This window comes from Arthrobacter sp. ISL-65 (assembly GCF_018613795.1).
Classification (GTDB): domain Bacteria; phylum Actinomycetota; class Actinomycetes; order Actinomycetales; family Micrococcaceae; genus Arthrobacter.
Map to the genome: position 1 here is coordinate 1 of NZ_JAGGPN010000047.1, position 26,222 is coordinate 26,222.

Here is a 26,222-nt window from a genome sequence, read left to right on the forward strand (position 1 = left end):
GGTCGTCCTGGAGGCCGGGCAAACCCCCGCCCGGGTCCTGATCCTCGGCGGAGAACCGCTCGGTGAACAGATCGTGATGTGGTGGAACTTCGTCGGACGCACCCACGACGAGATCGTCGCCTATCGCGCCGCCTGGCAGGCCGAGATCGGCGCCGAACCGGCCGACCCTCCCACCGGCAACACCTACCCGGACGGTGCCCCATACCCCCGCTTCGGACCCTACCCGGAACGGTACCCGGCACCGCTGCCAGCCCCGGCCCTGCCCAACGCCCAGCTACGCCCCCGCGGCTGACCAACAACCCCAGGAGACCTCCATGGAAAACCAAGCGACCATCACCGTCCGGAACACACCGGAACGCCACCGCTACGAAATCCTCGACGGCGACGCCATCATCGGCAAAGCCCACTACCTGCCCCACGACGGCAATAAAGGGCGTGAGCGGATTTTCTACCACACCACCGTCAGCGAGGACTACGCCGGGCAGGGCCTCGCCGCACGCCTCGTACAGGAAGCGCTGGACGATACCCTCGCGGCCGGAATCGCCGTCGTGCCCGTCTGCCCCTACGTGAAGGTCTGGCTGCGCAAGCACCCGGACTACCAGCCGCTCATGACCCCGGTCCACCCAGAGCACCTGACCGCCGTCGAAAACGCCGCCCGGTAGAAACAGCAGGCCCTGGCCTGCCACCGCCGGCACGGCAGAGGCGGTGCGGGCACTTTCTGCCTGCACCGCCCCCTAAAGGCGACAGCTAGTCAGGACCCAGCCGTCCCGTGCTATTTGCTGGTCTCCGGGTCCTGGTCGCCGATGTGGCCGGGCGCGTTCGCGGCCAGAACGCGCTCGACGAAGGCGCAGTATTCATCCATGTAGTGCCTCAGGAATGCCTCCGCGGATTCGTCCTTGACTTCGCCGTCGGCACCGAACGCCGCGGCATCGAACTTCAGGTAAACCTCGGGTGCGTTCAGCTGCGGGGCATCCAAAAAGCTCAGCACCGCACGCATCGAGGACTGCATCACGGCCGTGCCGATGTTTCCCGGCGAGGCTCCGATGATGCGGTGGGTTTGCGGGCAAAGGAATTCGTGCCCCACGGCCGGGACCCCCAGTCGATAGCATTTTTGAGGGCGCCGGGAATGGACCGGTTGTACTCGGGGGAGACGAACAAGATGCCGTCGGAGGCCTCGACCGCGTCCTTCAGGGCACGGCCCTGAGGCGGGAAGTCGGCGTCATAATCGTAGCTGTAGAGCGGCAGATCCCCGATCGGGATCTCGGTGAACTCGAGTTCCTCGGGGGCCAGCCTGATCAGGCCTGGGAAAGCGTGCGGTTGATCGATTCCTTGCGAGACTGCCGACGAAATAACCGATCTTGTACGTGGCCATAGCAGTGTTCCTTCCCGATACGGAGCGGATCGCCCTTGAGTGGCTACGTGAGGCGGTGCCGGGACGGTGGCTACCCTCCCGGCGCAGTCCAGCACTGATCAGCCGGTGACACCAGAGCCATTAAAGGCAAAGGGCAGGTGTAAGACGGCGGGAGGAACAGGCCTGGTTGAGGATCATTCCGGCCTGATTGGCGTTTCCGGCGCGAGGGTCAGCGCACTTGCTGCGGGCCCGTGCCCCTTGGTCCGGGCAGGGCGTGCGGAACAACAAATCCGGCCGATGACGGCGGCGGGTGCCGAGCTGATGTCCGGCATCAGGACTCCGGTGAAGGCGAAGGTCAGCAGCATGGCTGTCCAGCCGCCGGTGGCCGAGAACAAGGTCCCGCCCTGCAGCAGGCCCAGGGTCCCAAAGAGGTAGCCGGCGCCCATCTCGAATCCTGCGATTGCCGCGGAGCCCGCCGCCGTGCGGGTGCGGCGGTTGCACGTCGCGATGGCCAGCGGGAAGTCCCCGCCGCCAAGACCGATAATGAACACCCACACTCGACCGTTGCCGGGCGCGGTGAGCAGTCAGCGCCAGCCGAGCTGCGGCGCCACGTGCTTCAGGATCGACTCGATGACGTGGGCGTTGTAGTCCACACCGAGCTGGTTCGGGACCGTGAGCAGCAGGGTGTCTGCCGCGGCGATCGCCTCGTCCTCGGCCAGCTTCGCGGCCAGCGCGTCCGGGGCATCCGCGTAGGACCGGCCAAAGACCGCTCGCGTTTTCTCGTCGATGTTGCCCACCTGGTCGGCGCTGTGGCGGTCGCGGCCGAAGTATTTCCAGTCGCGCTCGTCCGTCAGTGCGAAGATGCTGCGGCTGACCGAGACGCGCGGCTCCCGCTCGTGCCCCGCCTCCTTCCAGGCCTGCCGGTAGAGCTCGATCTGCTCGGCCTGCTGGACGTGGAAGGGCTTGCCGCTCTCGTCGTCCTTGAGCGTGGAGCTCTGCAGGTTCATGCCGAGCTTCGCCGCCCAGATGGCCGTGGCGTTCGAGCCCGAACCCCACCAGATGCGCTCACGCAGGCCCTCCGAGTACGGCTCCACGCGCAGCAGGCCCGGAGGGTTCGGGAACATCGGGCGCGGGCTCGGCGCCGCGAAACCCTCGCCAGTGAGCACCTCGAGCAGACGCTCGGTATGCCTGCGGCCCATGTCGGCGTCCGACTCGCCCTCGGCGGGGGCGAAGCCGAAGTGGCGCCACCCGTCGATGACCTGCTCGGGTGAACCCCTGCTGATACCCAGCTGCAGCCGACCGCCCGAGATCAGGTCGGCCGCGCCTGCTTCCTCCGCCATGTAGAGCGGGTTCTCGTAGCGCATGTCGATGACGCCGGTACCGATCTCTATGCGGCTGGTCCGTGCCCCGATCGCAGCGAGCAGCGGGAACGGGGATGCATATTGCTGCGCGAAGTGGTGGACGCGGAAGTAGGCGCCGTCCGCCCCCAGCTCCTCGGCCGCGACCGCGAGGTCGATCGCCTGCAACAGCGCGTCCGACGCGTTGCGCGTGCCGGACCCCGGGTGGTCGGTCCAATGGCCAAAGGACAGGAATCCGATGTTTTTCACACCAAAAGCCAACATGGTGGCGGCCGGTCATATTCCCCGCGGGGCCTCGGCCCCGCACCCTCTCGCAGCACGGGCCGCATCCGCCACGGCCGGAGATTCGGCACGTCCGTCGCCTCCCTGGCGGGTTGCCGACCCCGACCGCGCGGGCTGAGGGTTTGAGACCGCTGCCCTCACGGATAAGAGCAAGAAACTGCACTCCGGCAGGCGAAACTGTCGATACATCGAAGGCACTCCTTAAACGGGTGTTGCTTCGACCAACATGATCCGGGGGCCCTACATACTGGAGTCAAAAACGACCGTTTTGAGCGTGTTACTTCACGCACGTCTCACGTTGTGGCCTGTCGGCGATCGGCTGGCCACATATCAGAGCTCAGTGCCGCTGCTAGCGACCCTAGGAATTTCTTCATACACGCAAGAATTCCGCTCGGCAGGTGGCGCCACAAATAAAGCAATCAGGGCTGAAATCCGTTTAGATGACAGCCGTGATTGCTTTTTTGGATCTGAAGTTTTTAGTGCGCGGCGTTGTACTTCTCTACTACCTCGGCTTGGATGCGACCGCGAGTATTTACTGCGATGCCGTTATCCGCGGCCCACATTCGGATAGCGCGAGAGTCATTGCCGCCAGTCGAGGCTTTACGGCTGTTGGGTCGTCCGCGGCCGCCAGAAATCTTACGGGCAGCGTTGGTATAACGGCTTAAAGCCTGGCGGAGTTCTGTGGCGTGGGCCTCATTGAGATCAATCTCATATTCGGCGCCGTCGACGGCGAATTGAACTGTCTCGCTGGCTTCGGAGCCATCGAGGTCATCCTCAAGTACCACTATTGTTTTACGCATGAGACAAGGCTATCAGTCTTATTTCGGGAAGGGTATTTTGATTGCCGACTTCTCTTCCAGTTCTCTAGCCGCACGCATCAGCGGATCGGATATTCGGGGACTGAGGCGGTAGCCGCCAGACTTTTCGATGAGGTACTCAATCGCCGCGTTGTGACGTTTGATATCGGAAGTCGCCGCCAGCCACGCCGGCGTTTTGCGAAGCTCGCCGCCGAGCTCTTCCAGCTTTGGTTTGAGCAATAGTTCGGTTTGTAGGACATGACTATCAACCTTGTGGCAGGCTCGATTGACTGCTTGTCGGACGGCTTCATAATCTGTCTCACCACGGTTGGCCAAGATAGCGAAGCCGACGGAACTGCGCTGCCTCTGCGTCGCTTGGCGGAAGTCGGGGGAGTCGACCAGGGAAGCAATAATCTCGTCAGTCGCCGACGTTTCGACCTGGGCGCGGGTGGCGGATGCCAGCTTTGTCTCCAGCTCAGCTCTCGCAATATCGGCACTGAGCTTCTCCCGCCAATCGGCCCCCACGCTCCACTCATAGGTGAGACCCTGGGCAGCCCATTGCAGGTTGAGGCATTCAAGCTGGCCCTGATATTTGCGTGCCCGCTTGATGAGGTCATCTGGAAGTTCCTCGCCGTCTAGCAAAGCTTCGGCGTCGAACTCTTCCCGCTCCAGGGAGATGAACGGCGCTCCGGTTAGGGCCGCGACTTCAACGGCTCCCTCGATCCCCACACCTTCATCCAGAAGGACGTCGGGGATATTGGCGTAATGGGCGTTGATGAGGCGAAGGCTGTGTGCCGCAACCAGTCCAGGCACTTGAGCCGCCATGGCAGTCAGGTCTACCGAAGTCGTGGGTTTCATTCGTTGAGCATAATAGGATTACGGGTTGCCTTTTAGAATGACCACTATGCATCCAGTGCCTCTCGCCTTTTTCAAGTAGCAGCCACCGCAATTCCCACCTCGCTTGTGGCGGTAGCTGTGGACGGGTTCTGAACATTTTCGGAGCCGGTTTCATCCAAACGCCTCAGCGGCTAGCTTCCGGTTCACCCCGAGGCCTACTGTCGCAACGACGAGCGTCCACTACGAGAACTGGATCCGTTGGGATATCTGCTGGTCCAGCTTTGCTCGCTGCTCGAGTACCCAATATTGAGGGAAACTTCGTCACCCCAGTCAACGCGCTCACCGCCGACTTTGTGCAGTGCCTTCCTAATCCGGGCAATTCCCTCCGTGGCCGGCTCGGGAACTTGATGTTCCAACCACTTCTTCCTCATGTCCAACATCCAACCAGAATTTTCCTCTTGAGTGGCGCGCCATTCAAAAATGACCGTTTCTGAGTGTGCTTTTGGGCAGCAATGGGGGAGCGTCTGATTTCGTCCCCATTTTCCAGCTGTTCGGAGGCTGATTTGGGGTAAGTCGATAACGACCGATTCTGAGCTGCAGACGGCCAGCCTCCAAAAAAGTGAATCGCAGGGCTATTTGGCGGATAACGGCGTTATGTCAGACTGCAAACATGGGGCAGCCATCGGACAAGTGGGGTTGGGAGCAAACGGGGCCGGTATGGGGTGCACGAGCTTTCGCGCCGCGCGGGGGCCAGGACCACTTGGGGCTGGGCTCGGTAAGCTCGGACCGGATCCTGCCGCTGCTGGCTCCGGGCATCAATGTGCTGACAATTCATCCGCGCTACTGGTCGTTCTACTCATGGGTCCTAGACACCTTCTGGGCCGCTGAGTTGCCGCGTACACGGGCAGCGTTCCGCGAGTTTTATCGGCCCCGTGAGGCTCTCTTCGCGATGGCCTGTCACGTCTGCGACGCGCCCGAGCACGCCAACCTGGCCGGCAACATTGTAGGGTCGATGCGTGTCCGAGGCCTGGCTGCCCGCGACGAGTTCGATCCGCAGTTCGACTACATTAAGGAACCGCTCGGCGGATATGGGCTGTACTACCGTTCCACCATGGAGATGATGGGCGCCGTAGTCGTGGCCGGTCCAGCCAACGGTTTCCCGTTTGACGCGCCGACCCCGGTGGGCAAGGCGCTGGCTGCGGCCTTCGGCCGGGCAGTCGACGGCACAACCGTGGGCCGGCGCATGGTGGACGATAGCTTGGAAGCCGCGGTCCTCCGTGATGACATGGTCGCGTTCGCCCGAGGGGCCTGCTTGTGCCAACTGCGTGGCACAGACCAGTTCGAATTGCCGCTCCTGCAGGACCTGTTCCTCCACGCCGGCGCGCCCGTGGAGTCCGTAGCTCGCCGGAACACGCTGCGGCTGATCCTCGACCTGAGTCAGACCAGCCCGGATGTGGGGATCGGCCGAACTCAGTTCCGCGAACTCATCTACTTCCGCACCCTTGAAGGTGGGATCTATGAGCCTCAGCCCGACTTGGCGGTCACGGCCCGCAGGTGGCGGATCTACCAGGCCCGAGAGTACTTCTCCTTCGCCTTCAACCGGCTCTTCGGCTGGGTCGTGCGTCGAGGTCTTCAGGAGTCCGCCGACGGCCTCAGTCTGGTTCCCGTAGCCCGCCTGTGGGACCTGATCGACGATGCTCTCGACAACAACGAATTCGCCACAGATCGCTACCTTGGAGACCAAGCGGCCGTCCGCGCCAGGACGCCTGTGGCCGTGTTCGTCGATGCGATCTCTTCGATCGTCGATCTCACACCTGGCCTCGACGCTCCGTGGCCACGGGCCAAGCTGCTTGATGAGCACGCACTGTACGACTCTTGCCACAACGTCGTCGACGACGACGAGTCTGTGGTCGCAATGCTCGCGTTGCTGCTGTTGTTGTATCGACGGTTCGGTATCCCAATCCGAGTGGCCGAGCTGGCCACTGATCAGGACCTGGTAGCCGAAGGCGGGTCGCTTCGCATCGGTATGGCTCGATTCTTCACGTTGATGCACCGAAAGGTCATGGCGGGTGCCACGATGTCCGAGCTCGCGCGGTGGGTGATCAAGGACTTCGTGATTGTGCAGCACGAACGCGTCGCCACGAGCAAGCTCCCCGAGGACACCTTCCGTTTCCGACGAGTCGGAGACCACATTCGGTTCTTCGTGCAGGAGGCACCTGCGCAATTCAACGACAGCCGCTTCGACGCCCTGAGTACGACCGTCCACGAGCTCGGTCTGGTCTCCGCGCTCCGCGACCCCGCGCGCAAGTTGACGCCGACGGGCCGTCGACTCCTCGAAGACGGAGATCTATCGACCGGTGCACTGGCGAAGGCAGTGAGCGACCTCCCATCTCAGCCGGAGCGGGCACCATGAACGACGGCACACCGAAGCCCACACTGGTCCTACCCGAGCTCCTCCAAGGCCAGTGGTCGAGCGCGGTGATCCTCACATACGGCGCTGACCTCGGTTTCTTCGAACAACGCTTGGCTGGCCAACTGGCCCGAGTGCCGCTGCGGTTGGTGCTGGGCGACGGTCGACGGTTGGGGGAGAAACTCGCCGAAGCTGCCACGACCGGGCAGCGGCTAAAGATGGCCAACCGGTCTTACCTGGCAGCGCCGATTCGTCACTCCAGAGCGGCACATGCCAAGCTCATCCTGCTCCTGGGGCCACGCGAGGGTGTTCTCGTGGTTGGGTCGGGGAACCTTGGACACGACGGCTACGCGTCGCCCGGTGAGCTGTGGCACGTGTTCCGCTACCACGACGAGCAGCCTCAACATCTTGATGAATTCGCCGCCGCGCGGACTCTCATTGAAGGTCTGGCCATTCGGGAGCTACTGGATCCACCGACGATCGACCTGCTTCAGACGCTCTGGGGCACCGCTCCTTGGCTTCCCACCGCACCTACGGCATCCGCTGCCGTGCGCCACAACCTCGACCAGCCGCTGATCGACCAGCTTGCCGCTGCAGCTGACTGGCCGGTCCGAGAGATGATCACCCACGCACCCTTCCACGACCCGGACTGCGCGGCACTGGAGCGCCTGATGGAATTGTTCACACCCGAGCGGCTCAGGGTCCTAGTCAGCAGGGATACCTCCGTCGACCCTGAGCGGCTGGCATCGGCACTATCGAAGACCATGAATGCGGCATTGGAGATCATCGAGGTCACCTCCGACCCAGCGACCTACATCCACGCCAAGTGGATCCATCTCAAGGGCGACACCAGAGAGGCCATCCTGACTGGCTCCGCCAACCTCTCACGATCCGCACTGTTACGTACAGCTGCCGATGGGAATGTCGAAGCCGGGATCATCACCATCGCAGACCCGGGCGGCTTCGCAGCGATGTACGACCACCTGCGGCGCAGCGACGTCAAAGACGCCGCTGTGATCGGCCTGACCTATCGCTCGACTGAAGAGACAGTGGAAGCGCCAGCACATCCGGTCGTGCTGTGGAGCCGACTCGACGGACGCCTCCTCACGATCATGTTTGACCGCACCATTGACGATGAACTCGAACTCGTGATCTCCGCTTTCAACGCGGGCGTCATGTGGACCACAAAGCGCATGCGCGGCCACATCGTCGAGCTCGACCTCAACGATGAGTCCGCCACGATGGTCGCCGACGGTGGCCCCCTCACCATCCAAATGGGGAAGGACGAATCCATGCCCAGTTACAGCTGGCCCTACCAACTCGCGGCTATTCGCGGACGCCTACAGAAGGCCGGCGGCCGGGACCAGCTGCACCGCATCGCCGACCTGCCCGATCGTGATGCAGACCTCTATGCGCTCCTCCAGGAATTGGAGAGCAGCCTAGTCTTCGACCCCGTCTCCGCTTGGCGCGTTGCCCAACCGGGAAACCATCCACCGCCCTCGAGCGACGGCGGCGAAGTCATCAGCTGGGAAGACCTCGACTGGAGCAGGGTCCGCCGCGATCCGCGCTTCATTGGATATTTCACCCACGGGCGATCCGCCGGTGCACCACCCACCGACATCCAACTCATCCTCGCCGCCATCGCCGGACGTCTCGGGGACCTCGGCGTGGAGCAAACCACATTGGGGACCGGAGCGGATGACGAATCGGAACTCGCCGACGAAGGAAGCCAAGACGCTTCGGATACCGCCGAGGACAGCGAGAACGAACTTGACGACGAGCTCACACGCCGCACATTGGACGTGACCACCCGAACCCGCCTGGCCTTCACCCGCTTCGTGAAGCGGTACGCGGCTGCAACCCTGGACCAGGCCTTCACCGACGAGCTCGGCCCCATTGTGTCTGCGAAGAACTCGGTGATTTTCAACCACCTCCTCGCCCGACTTCTGGAACGCGGCGGCGTCGACCCCAACCACGCTGTCAAAGCCCAGGTCGCCATCTGGCGACTCCTCTGGGGAACGCGTGACGCACCGGGCCTTCTGACGAACCTCGAGGCCGACGAACGGACCCAGGTCGATAAGCTCCTCGAGGAAACAAATGTTCGGGCGACGACCCTGCACGCGATCGCACGAAGCAGCGGCCTCGACCTGGACCGGAATACCCGCATAGCGGTGCGCGACCAAGTGCGCCACCTCATCGTCGATGATGACTTCGACCTCAGTAAGAACCTCCTCACAATCGCCGAGCCACGACCGGAGCTCGCTCAAGCGCTCGTGACTGTCGTGACCGACCTCGCGGCGGAGTCGAGCCCCGGTGAACTCATCGATTTTGTCCTCGCCCCCCTTGGGCTGAGGAACAGGTCAGCTGAATGGCAACAACGCAGCGTTAGGCGACGAGCCGGGGCACGAACCGTCGATTATCGATCTGGCGTGCTCGAAGTCTTGGCGCCGGTTTCGTCCCTCACTCACGACATGGCGCGCCATGCGTTGGAGCGGCTCGCAGTCGCAACCTTCCTCGGCGGGCTGGACGGGTCCTACCTGCGAATCCGTTTCGTCGGTAACGGCTCAGACGTCGCCTACTGGGACTGGCAAGCCGAGGACGGAGTCGTGATGGTGCAGCAGGATGATCGCAAGATTGACACTCTCGACCCGCCATGGCCTGACTGGCTAATCAAACTCAAACAAATCTCAGACGCGATCAGAGTTAGCACAACAAGTGGTGCGGCGTAGGCGTCCCTCGTGCGAAGCAGACGTATTCGGAGGAGGACAACTGCCTACGTCAATAACGACGGTTATCGAATGCGGCATTGTCAAAACTGAACATGAAGGGGTTTTTGACTCGCTTTGCGGATGAGTCGGGGCTCTGGACTGTGGCCCTCAGGGATAAATGGCCGCCCGGAGGTTGCCTTCCAGGCGGCCAATTCTCGTTCAGTTGGGGCTACGGGGCGGAGTTCACTACGGATGTCTGCACGGAGGTCCACGACGTGGCTGTCCCGGCGGGGAAATCAGCGGTGGCCTTCAGCGAAACGTCCCGTTCTCCGATCATCAGCCCCGTGACCGGGTCGATGATGATTTCCTGCCGGGCGCCTCCATCCGGTGACTGGATTCCTATGGCTGTTCCGGTCTTGCCATTGAGTGTTGCCTGCTTGTCCACGACAGTGACACCGGGGATGAGAGCTGCGGCCTTGTACAGGGCAGCGCGTAGGTCGGCGGGGATGACCCCGGTGCGCAGGGCATCTGCGATGGTGATCAATGCTTCCATCTCAGGCGACGGGCCGGCGCCTTTTGTGCGTTCCTGGATGATGTTCAGGAGGGCTCGTGGATCCCTGGGCAGGCTGCCGGCTTCGGTGAGGGGCGTGCCGATAATGGCTGTTGGTTTGTTGCCGTAAAAGGCACCTCCGGGGGCACGCAGAATCCCGACGATCGAGGGTTGCCCTTTAGGCCGTCCCTGATCTGCTTTCCGTATTTCGGCTGCGGCAGCTTTGGCGGCTTTGCTGGAGGACTCAAGGGGGACACGTTCTTCGCGGTTCCAGACCCATTCCCGCTTCCGGTCTGCCGGCACGTAGACCTGGCCTCCGGTCTTATCCAGCCACGAAGTCTGGGTTCCGTCGGCGGCGACTGAGCCGGCGCTGTAGACAGCCGTGGTTTCGATTTTCAGGTACTGGCCCGGTCCCACCACCGGGTCGGAGGTTTGAATGGTGGCTGCCGCGGCGTTGTTTAAGACCTCGGCCGCTTCGGCGGTTGCTCCGGATTGGCCCGGCAGGACAACGTCGGCCGCTACGATTCCGCCCACGAGCAGGGCGGCGGCTGCCGAGGCCATCAGGACGCGGCGCCGGATCCGGATGGGACTCACCTTGGCTGGAGCGTGCGTACGGGTCGTTGCCTCGGGACGGGAAGTGGAGCCGATCTTGGACATGAGGTTGTTGCGGCCGCGGGCCAGGGTGGCCGGCGGGGCGGAGCCGATATCGCTACGCATTTCGCGGAGCAGCTGCAAGTCGTCCATGGTCGTTCTCCGTTTCATCAAGTAGTCCGAGGTTAAGTTGGGTCCGCAGGGTCCGGCGGGCGCGATTCAGGCGGGACCGTACGGTTCCGACCGGAACGTCCATGGCGGAGGCGATGCCCTCATAGGTCAGGTCTGCCCAGGCGTAGAGCAGCAGTGTTTCCCGATCGATGGCGGCCATAGCTTTCAGGCTGATGGCGATGCGCCCGATCGCCACAACGGCGTCGACTTGGGCGGCAACCCGGTCCGAATCGTCGCCGACTGCCTCTCGTGATGCGGCTTTAGACGCCGCTTTCAGCATCTTGGCTTCGGCGCGGTGATGCCGGCGGAGCAGATTGGTGGCGATGCCGAACAGCCAGGGCCGGGCATCATTCCGGTCGAGGTCGTAGGCCTCCAGCTGTTCCCAGGCCACCAGGAAGGTTTCTGACGTGACGTCGTCTGCGGCGAAGTCGCCCGCCCGTCCGGCGGCGTATCTGTAGATGACTGAGGCGTGTCTGTCGTACAACTCCCCGAAAGCTGCGGGACTGTCCCGGGACCGCCTGATGATGTCGCTGTCTGTGCTCACACTATGTATTGCCCGCTGGCCACAAAAGGGTTCACGGAGCGTCCCCTTCTTCGCGCCCAGTGGATCTCCCTCGAAGCGTACCGGTGGACGACGGGCGGACAGCTCGGCCGTTCCGACTCTGGCCCATTTCTGTCCACAGCTTGTGTCAAAAATGACGGTTTCTGACGTCGTCCTTGTCCAGCGGTGGGGGAGGGGATCGTTAAGGCGGCGATTTTCCTCTACTAGACATCAGCGGAGAACATATCAATAGGGCCCGTTTCTGGGTGCCTCGTTCGCAGTGATGAGGGAGCACTGCGTGGCCTAGAGCGCTTGAGTAGCCGAGGGCAAAGCACTGCAGGCCGAGAAGCCGGCGGGGTTCTGCGGTTGAGCCCGCCTTTTATGGTGCTCCTCGCTCGAGCACATCAGGTCCCCGTATCGGGCTAAAGGAGGAGCGCCCGGCTGACGCCTGCGAGGGCGAGCAGGAGCGTAGCGTTTTCCGGCAGTGTAATGCTTGAGTGAAAGTTGTTGAACTAAACGATCACGTAGGCCGGAACAGGAAGTCATCTATATGCAGGGCATTATCGAGGAGTATTGGTCAGGGGTCACTCGGCGTTTGCAGATCGAGATCAACGTCTTGAACTCTTTAGTTGAGCACAACGGTGAGAAAGGGCGTGCGAACGAGATTTCCCTAGCTCAGCTACTCACCAGCCTCCTGCCTTCTTCGCTTGGTGTTGGGACCGGCATAATCTTTGATCGAACGGGGCAACGTTCCGCACAGACCGACATCATTCTCTTTGACGAAGCAAAGCAACCTCAGCTGCTCGCGCAGACTAGCCAGCTGCTATTCCCTGTTGAGACAGCCGTTATGGCCATCGAAGTCAAGACAACCGTGGATAGCGAAGCAATTAATGACTTTAAGAGTAAAAAGGTGAAGCTAAACGCGCTTCAGGATTCACGATCGAACACCGCTCCGCCGATGTTTGTACTGTTTGGATTCAGCGTCAAGGGTGCGACGGCCTCCATTGTCGAAGCCATCGCGAATCTTCCAAAAGCGGAGCGCCCTGATCTGACGTGCATCATTTCCCCCGGATTGGTGGGCAGTGCCACCTCAGCAAGTCCCTACGTTCCTGAATTGGTTCCACTTCATAAGACCGACCCGGATACCAAAGAGAAGCTCTCCAAGCAGTGGGAGGAGTTACCTCCGCGGATTCCCGGGGGGCCGCAAGTCGAGATGTCCCGAGTCATCGATCAAGTGGTCTATCCTGCAACTGCCCTGCAAGCCTATGGCAGAAAGCATCTGCTAGGGGACCCCGCCCGCGCGCTGCTCCTGTTCTGCGAGCTACTCCTTGCCGATCTTGCGGGTCGAGGAATAACCGACGAAACCTGGCTTGCAAATTACCTGCCTAGCACCACCAAGGAGACTCAGGTATTCGACTATTAGATTTAGGCAGCCAAATGTTGAGCTAGTCCTTCACCGATCATGTAGTCCTCAAGCGTTTTGACCGATATGCCGAACTTTGGGGCTACGGTCGCTAGCGTGTCCCGATCGGGTAGGCTGAGCGGCTCTTCGGAAATAATTGTCGCGCTATGTCCTTGACTCTTTAGACTGAGGGCGAGAGCGAGGACATCGACCGGGGTTGCATTCACGTCTTTACGTGCCTTCGGATCTTGCTCGTCCGGCATTAGCTCTGGATGGTTGGCCATGACGAGCCCGATCTCAGAGTCCGGAGCCGCGTGCTCCTGCCGATGCCCACTGCAGGCATGCGCCCACATATACCCGGTCCCATTGGAGTCGAAGTGATGGCAATGTTTTACGACCCGATCCGGGAACGTGAGGAGGCCCGCCTGCACGTTTGTGGTCATTGTAATCAGGCAGGCCCGCACATCCCGTTCGGATGCACACCGGGATTCGAGTGCGACCAGGGCGTAAGCGTCCACTACGTAAACGTCCATCCCTATGCCCCACTATTGAGGACAGTAGCGAGCTCTCGAAGCTGCGGTCCGTCAGCTCGCAGGTACCTTGCTGCATCTAGAGCGCTCAGCCGGCCATGTTCCATCGCGTCGATAAGAAGCCGCGGATAGGTTGCGCCAAACTCGGCCCGCCTCTTAACTGGGACGGTTTGTCTGACTGTAGAAAATGCAGATTTCTTCTCCAGAAACTCACCACGCGTCTGTTCGACGAGATCAATGAGCTGCTGAGTTGCCAGGCCCAACGATTTCAACCTAATAGCCACCGCTGCCCAACTAGCGCCGTAGCGGTTGGAAATTAGGCGTACCGCCTCCAAATTTCCGTCGAGCGAGGTGAATTTTTTGCTCTTAAGGTACGTCCTTAGATGACTCTCTGGCATAAGGACGGCAGCAGCGAACCTGTTGCACCACGCTTCCACCTCGCCGTCGTTGTCATGGCAGACCGCTTCCTCATCTCGAATCAGATGGGCCACCTCATGTAGCAAGGTGAAGGTACGCAACGTCGCAAGGTCGTACGCGGCATTGATGTAGATCAGCGGCACACGGCCGTGGGGCAGCGAGAACCCCCGGAAGTTATTTGATCCAGCGTTTCTAAGCAGAACGACAATTCCGAGATTCTCGACTTGCTGGCGAAAGTCTCGGAATACAGCAGACTTGCTGGATGCGCCAACTTGATCGGAAGGCGTGTAGTGAAGCGATTCCCTGAAGTCACGAGCGGTTCTTTCAGGAGAGCTATAGCGCCGGGTCAAGTGGGCGTGAACATCGCTTTCCTGCGCTGCCCAGTCCGCGACCTTCTGGACGGATCGAGCATGGCGAAGTTCTTTCAGCTCCTCGACAGGCTGAACTGCCTGATCTTCGATGGACTTACGAAATTTTGCGACGATTGGGACTGTTTCAGGTGGTTTTGCCCGAAAGAAGAAGTAGGGATTGCGCCCGAGTAGCTTCGCGATCTTGTCCAGGTCGCCCTTATGAGGCTTGGTAGTTCCTTCCAGCCAATTTTCTACGACATCGGAGGATCGCTTGGTGGCGTCCGCCAAGGCTTCGGCATCGTAGCCGGCGTCGTTAACGGCCCAACGCAGAACTGCTGGATTGACGGACTTCACTTCCATAGCAGGAAGTCTATGGGTAGGAGACTCGTCGTCTGTTCAGTACTGGCTGTGGTTCGGCAACGCCAGCGATCCGGAACTCTGGCACTAGGGTCAAAAATGACCGTTTCTGACGGCACCTGGCATCTGGCTTGGACAGTGTCCTTGATTGACCACCTCCGACTCGGGGACGCGCCGGCATTTGGTCAGCCGGCGTTCGAGGATGCAGCCCGGCTGCATGAGCTGCACCTCCCTCGCGGTGCCGTGGAAGTGCCCGGGGACCGTGATCCCCGAGCCCTCCACGCGGTCCCTCCCCCAACGCGGACGCGTGCATCCGGAGGACCATGTGCGCTGAAATCCGTGCCTCATCTCGCAGGTGGGCCAGAACAGCGCGTCCTTCATCATTTTAGAACTTGATGAAAAACTCAATTCACCGGCAGGTAGTGGTTACTCTGTGACGAAAGACATTTCATCGGGGGGACCACTAGGGATGCAACCAGCTCAGTTCGCTGCTGTGCGGTGTAACGTCTCCGCAGACGTGATCAGTGACGGGATCATCAGGATCGCCCTGCGACCAGGTGCCCGAATGACAGCCGGGGACTGGGCCCTCGCCAGGGAGAATTTACTTGCCCTGGCAGGAGGCAGGCCATCCGTGGTACTGCTTCAGGTCACTGGGGTCGGTTCTGTCAGCAGGGAGGCGGTCAGCTTCTACAGTGAGGTGAGTACTGTTCGGGCCTTCGCCATCCTTGGTTCGTCCCCGGTAGACCGGGTCATCGCCCATCGAATGCTTGGGCTCCACCGGCCCCAATGCCCTACCCAGTTTTTCACGGATGCCCAAGAAGCCATGAGCTGGCTGTACGGGCAAACCCCGAGGCACGAATAGTTCCCGTCCGCTCAGTCCTGCTGTCAGATGACGGGGCGGAGCCGGGCAGAGCGGGAACTGATTCGGGGCGACGGCCCCCCTCAAGCACCGGCGTTGGATCGACTATGCACGGGATCTCGTGTCAGGACTCCCGGAGCACCTCACACCTCAGTGGTTGCAGCGGAGACCAGAGGACCGCAGCCACAAAGGTACGCGTGCAGCCGACCCGACTGGGCAGACCACTCCAAGGGGTCAAAAACAACGGTCCTACCGGGGCCAAATATGGTTGACATATTCAGTGGACTTGCGGCGTCAGGGCAAGAAGCTGCAGGAAATCGCTGGGACTCTCAGCGTCAGCATGTCCAGGACCCTCGGGCCGGGAACATGTAAGCCGGCTACGTAACCTGAGGCCCTGCGGCTACGGCCGGTTATGGTTGCGGGCTCTGGTTGAGGAAGCTGCGGATTGCCTTCAGCGCAGAGAGAGCCCGAGCATTTACCGTGCCGGCCGGAATGTTTAGCTGCGCGGCCACCTCGCTCACCGGGGACCTGCGGTAAGGCAGGGCCACCAGGACATCCCGTTGTTCCCTGTCGAGCCTTGTCAGCGGCTTCCTCGATGAGGGCCCGTTTGAAGGCTCCTTCGACTTGCCCGGCCCCGTTTTCGGGTCTTTGTGCCGGTATCCGTTTCTCCACTTCGAGCCCGTCTTCCGTCCGATTCGCAGAGTGCGGCATGACTCTGCACTAGAATCCACCCTGTCACTACTGTCCTGAATCAAACTGCCTCTTCATGTAGGCTCTGATCTCTCCTGGGGGGCGCCAGCCCTCCTGATGTACTCTTCGACGGCGTTTTCAGGAATGCGGTAGGAGTTTCCGAAGCGCACCGAGGCCAGGGCGTGGGGCCCGGGCCAGTCGATAGACGGTCATCTTTGACACACGCAGTATCGTGGCTACTTCGGCGATGGTCAGGTATTGGGTGGGCACGTTTGCAATGGACATCTCACTCAGGCTCTCGCGGATTCGGATCAGATGGCTGGGTACGTTTAGAAGACGTTGTCTGTGGTCTGCAGCCCAATGAACGTGCCTTTTTTGACGGCCACGAGGCCTTCCCTGCGGCCGTTGAAGGGGTCATCACCGGCGACTACCTCACCGAGCTTGTAGGGAACAGCTGCCGCGCGGGCACGGGCCAGGGCTTGATGGACGAACATGGACAGTCGCCGGGTTCGCGTGGCAGATGCTGACACGCGGCGTGGATTTCCCCCAATGGATTCTCCTTCGCAGTGCTACGACCCGTGATACACCGATCTGTGCTGGCCGGTGGCTGCGGACGCTGGTCTCTGCGGCATGGCCAACACCATATGCAACACACTAACTGCAAGTCTCATTAGTAATAATAGATAACACTTGCCTCATGGGCCACTCTTTGATAATGACTCTTCCGTGAGCGGCGGGGGGTGTTGTTCGGGGATGGCCCGGCGGAGAACCACTGTTCAAGCCGCAGTTTCGGCGGTTCGCGTTGACGGGACGGTGACGTTGGCCCCAGAGGGACTTCCTATCGGACTTGACTTGAACGAGGTTCGTGCCCGAGGATCTGCGCGTCCTTCTTCGCCGCCTCGCGGAGGCTGGACATGCCCTAAATGCATTGCCGCATCGGAGGAAGACTCAGGATTGAGCCTTGCGTTTCCTGCCGGTCCGCCATCCCGGTACCGTCGCGTTGAGCGACTGTGCCCTTGCAGGAGTGAGTTTGCCGCTGCGCTGCCTCATCCGCTGGGCGTGCAGCCAGACGCCCAGCTGATGCTCCTCGCTGCCGGCTTTGGCCTTGGACCGTGGCCAGTCCCGCCCTGCGGCCCGGTAGGTGGCCACGGCCGCCAAGCGGTCCTGCCATCTGGCTTCGTCCGCCGTCGATCCGCGTTTCCTGCCGGTCCGCCACCCCGGCACCGCCGCGTCCAGTGCCGCAGCTTTCCGGGGGTCGAGCTCGCCGCGGCGCAGCTCGAATCGCTGGCCGTGCAGCCAGACGCCGAGCTGATGCTCTTCTCCGGTTGTTCTCTGGTGCAGGGGCCAATCCTTTCCTGCGGCGCGGTAGGCCGTCAGGGCTGCCAGCCTGTCCTGCCATCTGGTTTGGAAGACGATTGTGCGGGGAGTGCCCTCCCAGTCCGGCAGGACGCTGAGTCCCTCGCGGTAGGCAGGGGCGAGGGTCGCTGGCGGACTGGGAGGGATATCGGCCCGTTTCCTGCACTGCCGCGATCAGTTCTTTCATCCGGTCCAGCCCCTGATAGGTGACCCGGCTTGTTTTCGGCGCGGCTACCTTTTCGTGTGCGGCGCGGAGTGCCGGGTCCGCGGCCCTGGCCGCCCTGAGGTGGTAGCTCACCGTGGACGGCGAGCTGCCGGTCAGTTCGGCGATGCGGCCGCGGGAAAGACCGGCCCGGTACATCAGTACCCACTCCGGATTCGGAACAGCATCACCTCTTACAGCGGCCACAATTCATCTTTGCATTGCCGCCTCCGGCGCGGAGGGATCCTCCCCCATAAACAGGTCCGGTCCATGCCACTGGGTGAACATCGAAGTTGAACTACGCTTCTCGACTGAAAAGCGGATCCCTGTTCGTCGGCGGGGCCATCCAACTGAGATTTTTTTGAGATCTTTTCGGTGCCGGGTCTGATTCAACAGCCCGCAGGCTTGGGGTGGTTAGGCGCTGTGACCTGCGCGAACACCTCAGTTACGCTGAGCCGGGGCCAATCTAACTCCGGCGAGGAGTGTCCCACGAGCCGTGATCCAGCTTCTCCCCCTTGACTGCTAAGTATGCTGATCTTTATGTTTAAGTTATCTACATCACACCCAACACCGATGTAAACCACGTCGCATCCCAACATTGATGCGACCCGCATCGCACCCAACATTGATGCACCCCAAACATTGATGGCATCCACATCGCACCCCAATATTGATGTGATCCAAATCACGTCGTCAACAAGGAGTTAACCATGCGTGCTTTTACCAAAGCCACAGCAGGAGCAGTCTTCGCCGGATCATTGCTCTTCGCGGGCGGAATGGCCCCCGCCACCGCCGCACCGCCGATTGTGGTCCAGGACGGACTAGTGAACGTATCGGTCGGGGACATTTCGATTCTGAATGACGCCCGCATCGGGGTAGCAGCCCAGGTCGCGGCGACCATCTGCGGCGTGAAGGTCGGCCCCGTCGCCGTCCTCGCCACACAGGTTGATCGTTCGGGAGCCACCGCGACCGTATGTACAACGGACCAAGGCCCCGTCACCATTTCACAGAACTAACAGCACGGAATTATGCGCCCTCCCTATAGCGGGGGCGCATTTTCCGTATCCGCGCCCGACTGAAACTCATGACGGGTTAAAGGTTTCCCCAAGAATCGTCGGCCATGCTGGCCTTTGCTGGCCGGGAGAGCTCTCCGGGGCCGGCAGCCCGCCGGACCCGGTCTGATCAACCAGCTGGGCCGGGACCGGCGGCCCGGGCGTAAACTGACAGCAGGCCGGCGGCGGACAGAGATACAGGTTCCCCCCATGCCTGATACTCGACCCAGCCCGCCGTCGGTCCCAACCATTCATGGCCCGCGCCGCGCCGGTGCCCAGCCACAACCGGGTACCGGGCGGACCCCAGAAACAGGTAGGAATTACTCGTGCCCCGGCGTCCCGCTCAGGGTTGACTGAGGGCATGGCAGCACCCGGACGGGCTGACCCGGCCGGGGCCCCTACGATTTTCCGGAGGCAACATCCGGAACAGAGACGGGGCCGGCGACGACGAGAGCCCTCAGAGACAGGGAACTCTCACCCCCAGCCGTCGTCGGCCCCCCGTCCCGCCTCAGTCCGGCCAACCAGGCCGAGGACTTCCTCAGGAATCCGTGATTACTGAATGGAGCGTCCTGCCCGGAGCCAGGCCGGGAAGGGCACACGCTTCGCCCGGGCAACCGGCCCTCGCTGAGGTGGACTGAGGGTTCAGCTTTTGGCTGGGTCCGCCGGGTCCGGCGTTGACTTGGGGGGTGCGCTGCCGGGCCCGGCGGGCTGGTCGAGCCATTCAGAGATCCACTTTCCGATCAGATAACCAGAGCCTGACAGATGCGCCTTGGGAAAAGCCCGCTGGACCCTATGAAGCTGGGCCGCTCACCCATAAATGTCCGGGGCTATCTGCGGAGGCGAGCTACCCCGTTCTGCGCTCAGTCGCTCCAGGGACTTTCATGCCCCGCCAAAGAGCACTGTCGCCGCGCCAGGATCGTCGATAAACTTCCATACACGCTAGTCGGGCGCACTGCTTGCAGGAAGGATCCGCCATGTCGGAGAACAACGAGACCGATGCCCCGAAACGCCACATCAGCACGCCAAATCCTGCCGTAGAAGGTGAGGGCGCCCAATACGCAACCGGTGACGCCGGAATCGTGGACACCGGCGCTGGCGCCGAGGGAGGCGGCGAGTACGCCGAAGGCGACTACGGTGACGCCGGAACGGTGGACACCGGCGCTGACCCCAGGGGAGCCGGCGGGTACGCCGAAGGCGACTACGGTGACGCCGGAACGGTGGACACCGGCGCTGACCCCAGAGGAGCCGGCGGGTACGCCGAAGGCGACTACGGTGACGCCGGAACGGTGGACACCGGCGCTGACCCCAGGGGAGCCGGCGAGTACGGCGAGGGTGACTACGGTGATGCCGGAACGGTGCACCAGGGCGGAACTACAGCCGGCCAGCGCAACGGTGTTCCAGAGGACGAGGATGCCGTGCCGGGCCGCACCGATGACGACACGGAAGGCAGAACCCGCCGCGACTAAGTTTCGGCCGGCTTCACGGCCGATCTTCAGTATTTCCGGTGTTATGCCGGCGTAGTTCACCGCCATGCGTGGCCGCATCGTCTGGCGCGGACACTTGGTAGCCTGCGCGGTTTTAGCGGTGTCTGCTCACTGCTAATCGTTCAGGTTAAAGTTCAGATCGAGGTCTTCCGGTGAGCGGAGGCGCCGCCAGGTGGGGGCCGGGCGGGCTGCTGGCTGTGCCGCTGCGATCGGCATACGGTCTGCCGCGGTCAGTTGCGTGAGGTCCAGTCCGGTGAGGGCAGCGATGTCCCGGATCAGTACTTGGAAGGTTCTGAACGGGCCGAGCGGGGGAGGCCCTTCCTGAAGTTCTGGCCGTGTCAGGTCGGGCAGCACTGGTGTCTGGTCCACGATGTACCCGGTTGCTGCCAGTGTGGCGTTGTGAATGAACGCGGCGATCTTGAAGAACCGTAAGGGGATCTGAACGTCCCGGTACACGGGGTCGCTGTCGCTGAAGACGGGCCCGGTGAAGACGACGAGCCGCCGGCGGTAATCGGCTGCGTTATTCAGCAGGTAGGTTTCCAGACCCAGCCAGAGTTCCATGCCCTGGTTGAACTTTGCTGCCTGCGGTGCAGCGTTTGTGTAGTGGAAGGTGTCTTCATTGGCCTGGGCGGCTTCGGCCCGTGTATCACCCCAGACGGCTGAGGCCCGCCGTACGAGGTGGCCCCGGTCGATGTTGAAGGCGGCGAGCTGGCCGAGGAACATCAGAAGCGCGGCACCGAGGGTACCGGCATAGACAGGTGGAAGACCAGAATCGAGGAGTCTTGCATTCAATGCCCGCCGGGCGGTTGTTGGCTGGGATCCTCTGCACGGACCGGTGCCGGCGATCCACCGGCGATCAGGGGTTCGGGTGGCCTGGGCGGTAGGTGCCGGTAAAGGCTCGATCGGGCGTTCCCTGTTTTCTCTACGAACTTGGGGATGGTCAGTCCGGTGTCCCGGAGGTCAAATTTGGTTGGGTGGACAACTGAGGGCCTTCCTTTACTGCCGGCGACGGCCCGGGCGTGTGCGGCGCGTTCGATGGCGTCCCGCTCACGTACGTAGTCCAGGGTGCCGCGATGCATGGGTTTTGTCCGGTCCTTGTCTTCTGCGCAGATGCGGAGTGGCTGAGATGAAAAACAGGTATCGTCCACCCGTGCCGTGCACACCCGGAGGGTGTTGACTGGAGATGGGCGGCAGTAAATGTTGAGGCCCATGTGGTGGCCCAGGTCTCCCGCATCAGTGTGGTTTCCGGCACGCTTGTCCGGACTGAGGCGGGGCCGGCGACGTGAGTGCCCTCTTGAGACGGGGTATCGCCCCGCCGTCGTCGGCCGTCAGCGGTTGCCGTCAAAAGGACGGCGGAACCCTAGACCGTGCGGATGTTTTCTGCCACGGGCCCCTTCGGGCCGTGAGCGACATCGAATTGGACTTTCTGGTTCTGGTCCAGTCGGTAGCCGCTGCTGGAGACGGCGGAGTAGTGTGCGAATATTTCACCCGACCCGTCATCCGGGGTGATGAAGCCGAAGCCTTTTTCTGCGTTGAACCACTTCACTGTCCCTGTTGCCACGTCCGCTCCTTTGCGTCGTTCTGCTCCCCCTGGGCGATCGGCGCCCGGCGATCGCGGTGTCATCCACCGCCCCTAACCTATGGGGATTGGCAGCGCACTGGCAAGAATCCCCGGAACTGCGTCATTCAAGGGCGGCCCTCTCGTTGCTTCCCCGCGGGATCCGGGCGGGCCGCATGCCCCGGTCGTCCTGTCGTCTGCCCGGGGTAGATGCGGGCGGGGCGGCGGTATGCTGAACGAACCTTTAGGCAGAGGGGGGTCTGCTCCCTGACGGGCTAGGACCGGGTGTTGCGGACCGGTCGGTGGTTGTTGAATGGAGGCCCCGATGCCCGGCGAGGAATTTGCCGTTGAAACGTTCGGTGATGTTGCCCGGTACCTGCAGGACCTTGTGCTGGACAGCCCCGACGTTGGGCAGTTCCTTGAAGACCTGGCAGTGTTCTCCGCATCTCGGCTCAGCAGCCCCGCCCATGAGGTGTTCTGCGGGATTACCCTGATCCGCCGGAAGAAAGCATCGACCGTGGCCAGCGGTAACCCCTGCGCCAGGCTCATGAACGAAACCGAGAACAGCTAGGGCGACGGGCCCTGCGAGGCTGCGATGCGGGACCTGGTCGCCGTGCACGTCCCGGACCTGATGAGCGATGAGCGTTGGCCCGGATACACCGGCGCCGTGGCCGGTCAGGGGGGAGGTCCATCCTGTCCGTTCCGCTCCAGCTCGAAGGTGAAACGCGCGGCGCCCTGAACTTCTACAGCCATGATCCCGGGGATTCAGCGGCGCGACCATTGCCAGCGCAGAAGCCTACGCAGGGCAGGCATCGAAGTCCTTGCAGCTGGCCCTGCGGATGGCCCAACTCCGTGACGCCAGGGACGACCTGAGCGCCGCAATGCAGTCCCGCACAGTTATCGACCTGGCTACCGGAGCGATCATGGCCCAGAACCGGTGCGGGCAGGAAGCCGCCTTCGACATTCTCCGGAAAGCCTCCATGAGCCGGAACGTGAAGCTGCATGAAGTCGCGGCCTGCGTCGTCGCAGCCTTGGCCAATGACGGCCTGCCCGTCCGCACCCATTACCATGACTAACCATCACCGGATGCCCTGGGCGTCCGTCGCCCTATCGGAGGGACCGTGAGGCTTGAAACTTCTCATGGAACGGGGCTCAGGATCGGCCGGCACCTGCCCTCGTGGGCGTTGGCCAGTGACGCGTGCTGGTTCATCACAGCCACTCCTTGGCCCACCTTCCTGAGCGTAGACCGGGAATATACCGACGGCGGTGGAGTCCCCTGTGCCCGCGCAGGCGGCCCGCCCAGCCCTCTGGCTGCCCTGACACACCGACCGTTGATGGCACCCACGTGGCGTGCCCGTGGAGGCCAGGCTTTGGTTTCTGTCGTTCCACGCTGGCCGGGCGTAACCTAGGCTGACCAGCCGGGACGGCGGTTTCCGGCGCTCAAGTGAAGCCCGTGGGGAAAGGCGCATTCATCAAGATGTACATCAGGGAGCTATGGGACAGGCTCGATTCCGCGACGCAGAAGTGGCTCACGGACAACCCGGGATGTCAGATCCTGCCCCGCGCCATGTCCGCGAAGATCAGCACCGCGGCCGGCGGGAGAAACATCGAACGTGACAGTCACGGCCAGATGGTGCTCTCTGCGGAGGACCTCGACTTCATGAGAGCCAAGGCGACTGCCCAGGCTTCTTCCGTGGAAGCCCGGATCTTCGACGCGACAGAAACCTAGGCAAAGGATTTCGCTGCCACTGTGGCTGATTGCTGCTGCCGCCGTTCACCAGTGGAGGTGGACATCCAGTCCGGCGCCGGTCCCAAGACTTCCGGCTCAGGGCGCCGTGGGCTGGCTGGCTGCGTATTTTTTGTGAAAGGGTCGTGCCCCAGCGGCGCGTCGTCACGTCAGGAGCCACTTCTTCGTGTCCGGATCGAGCCGGTCCCAGTGATCCTTGACGGTCATGTCAACCGAGGCTTCCTTTCGTGGCGGACGCACAGCGGCGTGTCGTTGGCGTGCGCTCAGGCTACGCGCCGGCGGGTAGGGAAAAACAGCAGTCTGGGCGCGGGGTGCAGCATGCGGGAGGTTACTCAAGGGCATTGGCGGAGAAGATCTACCGCGCTGAGGCGCCTTCTGGCGAGTCGTGAGGACGGCGCAGTGCTGATGAATGGCCTGTACCAGATCCGTGAGGGACGAGGTGCCCAGCCGGGGGTTGGCCGTTATTTCTCGGTGTCGCCTTATGGATCGATCTGAAGGTCTGGACACAGGTAGGCGGCGGATTTACCGTGCAGGCGTGGCGGTTGCCGGGTCACGCAGAACGGCGGCCGCTGCCAGCCCCATTCGAAACATCTGAGGAGAACGCCATGACGACAGTACGTGACATCATGACCGGCAGTGCTGAGTGCATCGGTGAAAACGAAACCCTGGAAGCAGCCGCCCGGAAGATGAAAGAGCTGGATGTCGGCGCCCTGCCAATTTGCGGAGAGGACAACCGGCTCAAGGGCATGATCACAGACCGCGACATTGTCATCAAATGCTTCGCGGAGGGTGGTGACCCGCGGACGGCAAAGGCCGGGGAGTTTGGCCAGGGCAAGCCGGTGACCATCGGCGCTGATGATTCCATTGAGGACGCGATCAGGACGATGGGGGAGCACCAGGTGCGGAGGTTGCCTGTCATCGATGGCCATGACCTGGTCGGCATGCTCAGCCAGGCCGACATCGCCCGGAACTATCCTGAGGACAGGGTTGGGGAGCTCGTCGAGCTCATCTCCTTCTACTGAATCGATCCCTGAATCCAGGACGGGCGTAGAGTAGTGCTTCCTCCGCTAGAGGAAAGGGAGGCCGGGCATGCAGCACCGGCCTCCCTTTCTTTTGGCCTGACGCTCTCCTCCATCCCCCCGGACAAATCAAAAACGACCGTTTTTGACCAGTCTCCGGAACGGCTTCAAATAAGTCGTGTGACTTTTGGCGATAAATGGCGGTGTTCTGTGATCGCTAAATGTCGCACCCCTGGGCGACCAACTGGCTCATATGGCTAGCAATTCGAGGCACCTGGGTTATGAGTAGACACATCGCTTCGGAATAGTGAGAAAGATTCGACTGCCCGTACGGGAACCAGTCCGATTCCCTCTGCCCAGTTTTAAACGGCGTCCGACTCAGGACAAACTTGATCCAATCTTGAGGAACAGAAGAGACCATGAAGGCCGCCCGTTAAGCAGTTGCGGGGCTTGGCCTGTGTGGAACCTTCTGTAGCAGAACGGGAGCCAGCCAAGGGTCCGGGTGGTACGCCGCCGGCCGCAGTAAGCCTGCGACGCCGGCGGCGCACTTCCGCTCCACAATCACCGCCCCCCGACGGCGTATGCGGTCTGCATAACCAATCAGCGTACGAGGCCGCGTACCTGTTTCCGGTACCGCTAGCGGCCCCACCTTGAGGCCCTACCAACGTTGATGCATGCGCCGTCAATGACCCGCCCGTAAGCGGATCGATTAACGGGCGCCCCAGGAGCCCTCCCCTGTAGCCGCCAGTCGTCCTTGCAAAGATTTGTCCATTCTGCTGGGGATGAAGATTGCGCAGGGTGGTTTGATGGTGGGACGAAAAGTGCCCGGAAAGCGTGGCGCTCCCGTGAGAGGACGCAATGAAAGACAAGCTGCACCTGACTCCCGCTGACCCCTTCCCTGAGGAGCTCACTGCCATACCAAATGAAAAGCTGCAGGTACTCGACAGCCAGGTCCAGCGGCAGCTGGACCGCGAAATAGTCCTTGACGGAGAGACGGACCCTGAAACGGAGTTCCGCCATTATGAACTTGATGACGAGTTCGAAAGCCGAGAGACAACCAGCGAGGTCTAGTCACGGGACCACTCCTCCCCCTAGAAGGATCAGGGCTCCGTCGCGACAACAGAGGTCCGTTTCCCCAAAGGAACCGGACCTCTGCCGTATATACGGTCCGGCAGCTTGGACCCCACGCGTTAGGTTCGCTTCAAGTTCTGCAAGCATGGCGAGGACGTTGGAAGAGCCTTTGGAGCGCCCCATCAAGGATCCTTCACCGGACGGTTGTAAGTCGGCTCTGTAGTGGCTGCGGCCCGCCTGCCGCTTGGGTGTCCTACAAGGTAGGTCCCGAGCAACCCAAAAGGCGACCTAGCTCAGAGCGCCCACAAGTGATTTGACGAGATTTCAGAGAGTGGTTATATTTTTTTCTCGTAAGAAAAAGAGAACGGAAGTTCCCCCGCTTTAAGTAGCTGTAGTTGCCTGTTTAGGGGGAAGCACCGTTGCAGTAATACCTGGTCGTCGGACAGCTTGAGACGGCCACAGCAACACCAGCAGTACCGGGCCGTCAAGCAGTAGGAGACGGATACAGCAATACCAGTAACACCTGGTCGTC

The 26,222-nt window shown here is 61.9% G+C and carries 25 protein-coding genes and 2 pseudogenes; 12 read left to right on the forward strand and 15 right to left on the reverse strand.

Translation table 11 applies throughout. The features are described 5' to 3' along the window. Together J7I85_RS19850 and J7I85_RS19855 are read left to right on the forward strand one after the other, a co-directional pair. The coding region (locus J7I85_RS19850) for a pirin-like C-terminal cupin domain-containing protein (protein ID WP_285289627.1) at positions 1 to 292 on the forward strand (292 nt) is incomplete at its 5' end. Positions 293 to 314: 22 nt separating this feature from the next. Next, positions 315 to 662: a GNAT family N-acetyltransferase gene (locus J7I85_RS19855; RefSeq protein ID WP_214856143.1), complete on the forward strand. Its 348-nt coding sequence runs from the start codon at positions 315 to 317 to the stop codon at positions 660 to 662. A gap of 110 nt (positions 663 to 772) precedes the next feature. Here the strand turns inward: J7I85_RS19855 and J7I85_RS19860 are convergent. The 5 genes and pseudogenes from J7I85_RS19860 to J7I85_RS19880 form a co-directional block, all read right to left on the reverse strand. Next, a pseudogene (locus tag J7I85_RS19860) lies at positions 773 to 1,372 on the reverse strand (NADPH-dependent FMN reductase). A 173-nt stretch (positions 1,373 to 1,545) separates the two neighbouring features. Next, on the reverse strand, positions 1,546 to 1,902 hold the full coding sequence (locus J7I85_RS19865; protein WP_214856145.1) for a hypothetical protein: 357 nt from the start codon (positions 1,900 to 1,902) through the stop codon (positions 1,546 to 1,548). Between the two features lie 33 nt (positions 1,903 to 1,935). After that, positions 1,936 to 2,958, reverse strand: coding sequence for an LLM class flavin-dependent oxidoreductase (locus J7I85_RS19870; protein ID WP_308159561.1), 1,023 nt, complete (start codon positions 2,956 to 2,958; stop codon positions 1,936 to 1,938). 509 nt (positions 2,959 to 3,467) lie between these two features. Then, positions 3,468 to 3,791, reverse strand: a complete 324-nt coding sequence (locus J7I85_RS19875) for an Lsr2 family protein (protein WP_214856149.1) — start codon at positions 3,789 to 3,791, stop codon at positions 3,468 to 3,470. An 18-nt stretch (positions 3,792 to 3,809) separates the two neighbouring features. Beyond that, a complete protein-coding gene (locus tag J7I85_RS19880) occupies positions 3,810 to 4,646 on the reverse strand; it encodes a hypothetical protein (protein WP_214856151.1) in 837 nt (278 codons plus the stop codon). A gap of 649 nt (positions 4,647 to 5,295) precedes the next feature. Between J7I85_RS19880 and J7I85_RS19885 the strand changes: the two genes are divergently transcribed. Together J7I85_RS19885 and J7I85_RS19890 are read left to right on the forward strand one after the other, a co-directional pair. Beyond that, the gene (locus J7I85_RS19885; RefSeq protein ID WP_214856153.1) at positions 5,296 to 7,038 is read left to right on the forward strand and encodes a hypothetical protein; all 1,743 of its coding nucleotides are present in this window, start codon (positions 5,296 to 5,298) and stop codon (positions 7,036 to 7,038) included. Further along, positions 7,035 to 9,764, forward strand: coding sequence for a hypothetical protein (locus J7I85_RS19890; protein ID WP_214856155.1), 2,730 nt, complete (start codon positions 7,035 to 7,037; stop codon positions 9,762 to 9,764). The genes J7I85_RS19885 and J7I85_RS19890 overlap by 4 nt, the downstream gene beginning before the upstream one ends. A gap of 208 nt (positions 9,765 to 9,972) precedes the next feature. On the opposite strand, the gene J7I85_RS19895 is transcribed toward J7I85_RS19890, so the two are convergent. Continuing rightward, a complete protein-coding gene (locus tag J7I85_RS19895) occupies positions 9,973 to 11,037 on the reverse strand; it encodes a CU044_5270 family protein (RefSeq protein WP_214856156.1) in 1,065 nt (354 codons plus the stop codon). Beyond that, entirely contained in the window at positions 11,003 to 11,599 is a 597-nt protein-coding gene (locus J7I85_RS19900) for an RNA polymerase sigma factor (RefSeq protein WP_308159562.1), read from the reverse strand. Before J7I85_RS19900 ends, J7I85_RS19895 begins: the two co-directional genes overlap by 35 nt. Positions 11,600 to 12,146: 547 nt before the next feature. Here J7I85_RS19900 and J7I85_RS19905 point away from each other — a divergent pair. Beyond that, positions 12,147 to 13,019 carry a DUF6602 domain-containing protein gene (locus J7I85_RS19905; RefSeq protein ID WP_214856158.1) on the forward strand — a complete coding sequence of 291 codons (873 nt, stop codon included), beginning with the start codon at positions 12,147 to 12,149 and terminating at the stop codon, positions 13,017 to 13,019. Between the two features lie 2 nt (positions 13,020 to 13,021). On the opposite strand, the gene J7I85_RS19910 is transcribed toward J7I85_RS19905, so the two are convergent. The 6 genes and pseudogenes from J7I85_RS19910 to J7I85_RS25245 form a co-directional block, all read right to left on the reverse strand. After that, on the reverse strand, positions 13,022 to 13,441 hold the full coding sequence (locus J7I85_RS19910) for a hypothetical protein (RefSeq protein WP_214856160.1): 420 nt from the start codon (positions 13,439 to 13,441) through the stop codon (positions 13,022 to 13,024). Positions 13,442 to 13,533: 92 nt separating this feature from the next. Further along, entirely contained in the window at positions 13,534 to 14,655 is a 1,122-nt protein-coding gene (locus J7I85_RS19915) for an ImmA/IrrE family metallo-endopeptidase (RefSeq protein ID WP_214856170.1), read from the reverse strand. 1,266 nt (positions 14,656 to 15,921) lie between these two features. Beyond that, positions 15,922 to 16,242 (reverse strand): sigma factor-like helix-turn-helix DNA-binding protein, encoded by a 321-nt coding sequence (locus J7I85_RS26020; protein ID WP_374102503.1) that lies wholly within the window; start codon positions 16,240 to 16,242, stop codon positions 15,922 to 15,924. A 33-nt stretch (positions 16,243 to 16,275) separates the two neighbouring features. Then, positions 16,276 to 16,486 (reverse strand): annotated as a pseudogene (locus tag J7I85_RS19925) (helix-turn-helix domain-containing protein). A 44-nt stretch (positions 16,487 to 16,530) separates the two neighbouring features. Further along, complete coding sequence (locus J7I85_RS19930) at positions 16,531 to 16,731, reverse strand: hypothetical protein (RefSeq protein WP_214856175.1); 201 nt, start codon at positions 16,729 to 16,731, stop codon at positions 16,531 to 16,533. A 418-nt stretch (positions 16,732 to 17,149) separates the two neighbouring features. Then, positions 17,150 to 17,704: a helicase associated domain-containing protein gene (locus J7I85_RS25245; RefSeq protein ID WP_308159566.1), complete on the reverse strand. Its 555-nt coding sequence runs from the start codon at positions 17,702 to 17,704 to the stop codon at positions 17,150 to 17,152. 765 nt (positions 17,705 to 18,469) lie between these two features. Between J7I85_RS25245 and J7I85_RS19945 the strand changes: the two genes are divergently transcribed. Together J7I85_RS19945 and J7I85_RS19950 are read left to right on the forward strand one after the other, a co-directional pair. Then, complete coding sequence (locus J7I85_RS19945; protein WP_214856179.1) at positions 18,470 to 18,775, forward strand: hypothetical protein; 306 nt, start codon at positions 18,470 to 18,472, stop codon at positions 18,773 to 18,775. 1,010 nt (positions 18,776 to 19,785) lie between these two features. Then, complete coding sequence (locus tag J7I85_RS19950) at positions 19,786 to 20,277, forward strand: hypothetical protein (RefSeq protein WP_214856181.1); 492 nt, start codon at positions 19,786 to 19,788, stop codon at positions 20,275 to 20,277. 132 nt (positions 20,278 to 20,409) lie between these two features. Here J7I85_RS19950 and J7I85_RS19955 read toward each other — a convergent pair whose 3' ends face one another. Beyond that, positions 20,410 to 21,087 (reverse strand): DNA/RNA non-specific endonuclease, encoded by a 678-nt coding sequence (locus J7I85_RS19955; RefSeq protein ID WP_251024599.1) that lies wholly within the window; start codon positions 21,085 to 21,087, stop codon positions 20,410 to 20,412. Positions 21,088 to 21,655: 568 nt separating this feature from the next. Further along, positions 21,656 to 21,856 (reverse strand): cold-shock protein, encoded by a 201-nt coding sequence (locus J7I85_RS19960; protein ID WP_214856183.1) that lies wholly within the window; start codon positions 21,854 to 21,856, stop codon positions 21,656 to 21,658. Between the two features lie 322 nt (positions 21,857 to 22,178). Between J7I85_RS19960 and J7I85_RS25775 the strand changes: the two genes are divergently transcribed. From J7I85_RS25775 to J7I85_RS19980, 5 genes are all read left to right on the forward strand, one after another. Then, on the forward strand, positions 22,179 to 22,424 hold the full coding sequence (locus J7I85_RS25775) for a hypothetical protein (protein WP_308159563.1): 246 nt from the start codon (positions 22,179 to 22,181) through the stop codon (positions 22,422 to 22,424). Positions 22,425 to 22,692: 268 nt separating this feature from the next. Further along, positions 22,693 to 22,929 (forward strand): ANTAR domain-containing protein, encoded by a 237-nt coding sequence (locus J7I85_RS25780; RefSeq protein ID WP_308159564.1) that lies wholly within the window; start codon positions 22,693 to 22,695, stop codon positions 22,927 to 22,929. A gap of 377 nt (positions 22,930 to 23,306) precedes the next feature. Further along, positions 23,307 to 23,582, forward strand: a complete 276-nt coding sequence (locus J7I85_RS19970; RefSeq protein ID WP_308159565.1) for a hypothetical protein — start codon at positions 23,307 to 23,309, stop codon at positions 23,580 to 23,582. 623 nt (positions 23,583 to 24,205) lie between these two features. Beyond that, a complete protein-coding gene (locus J7I85_RS19975; RefSeq protein WP_214856185.1) occupies positions 24,206 to 24,622 on the forward strand; it encodes a CBS domain-containing protein in 417 nt (138 codons plus the stop codon). Positions 24,623 to 25,477: 855 nt separating this feature from the next. Continuing rightward, on the forward strand, positions 25,478 to 25,690 hold the full coding sequence (locus J7I85_RS19980; RefSeq protein ID WP_214856187.1) for a hypothetical protein: 213 nt from the start codon (positions 25,478 to 25,480) through the stop codon (positions 25,688 to 25,690). Positions 25,691 to 26,222 lie beyond the last annotated feature (532 nt).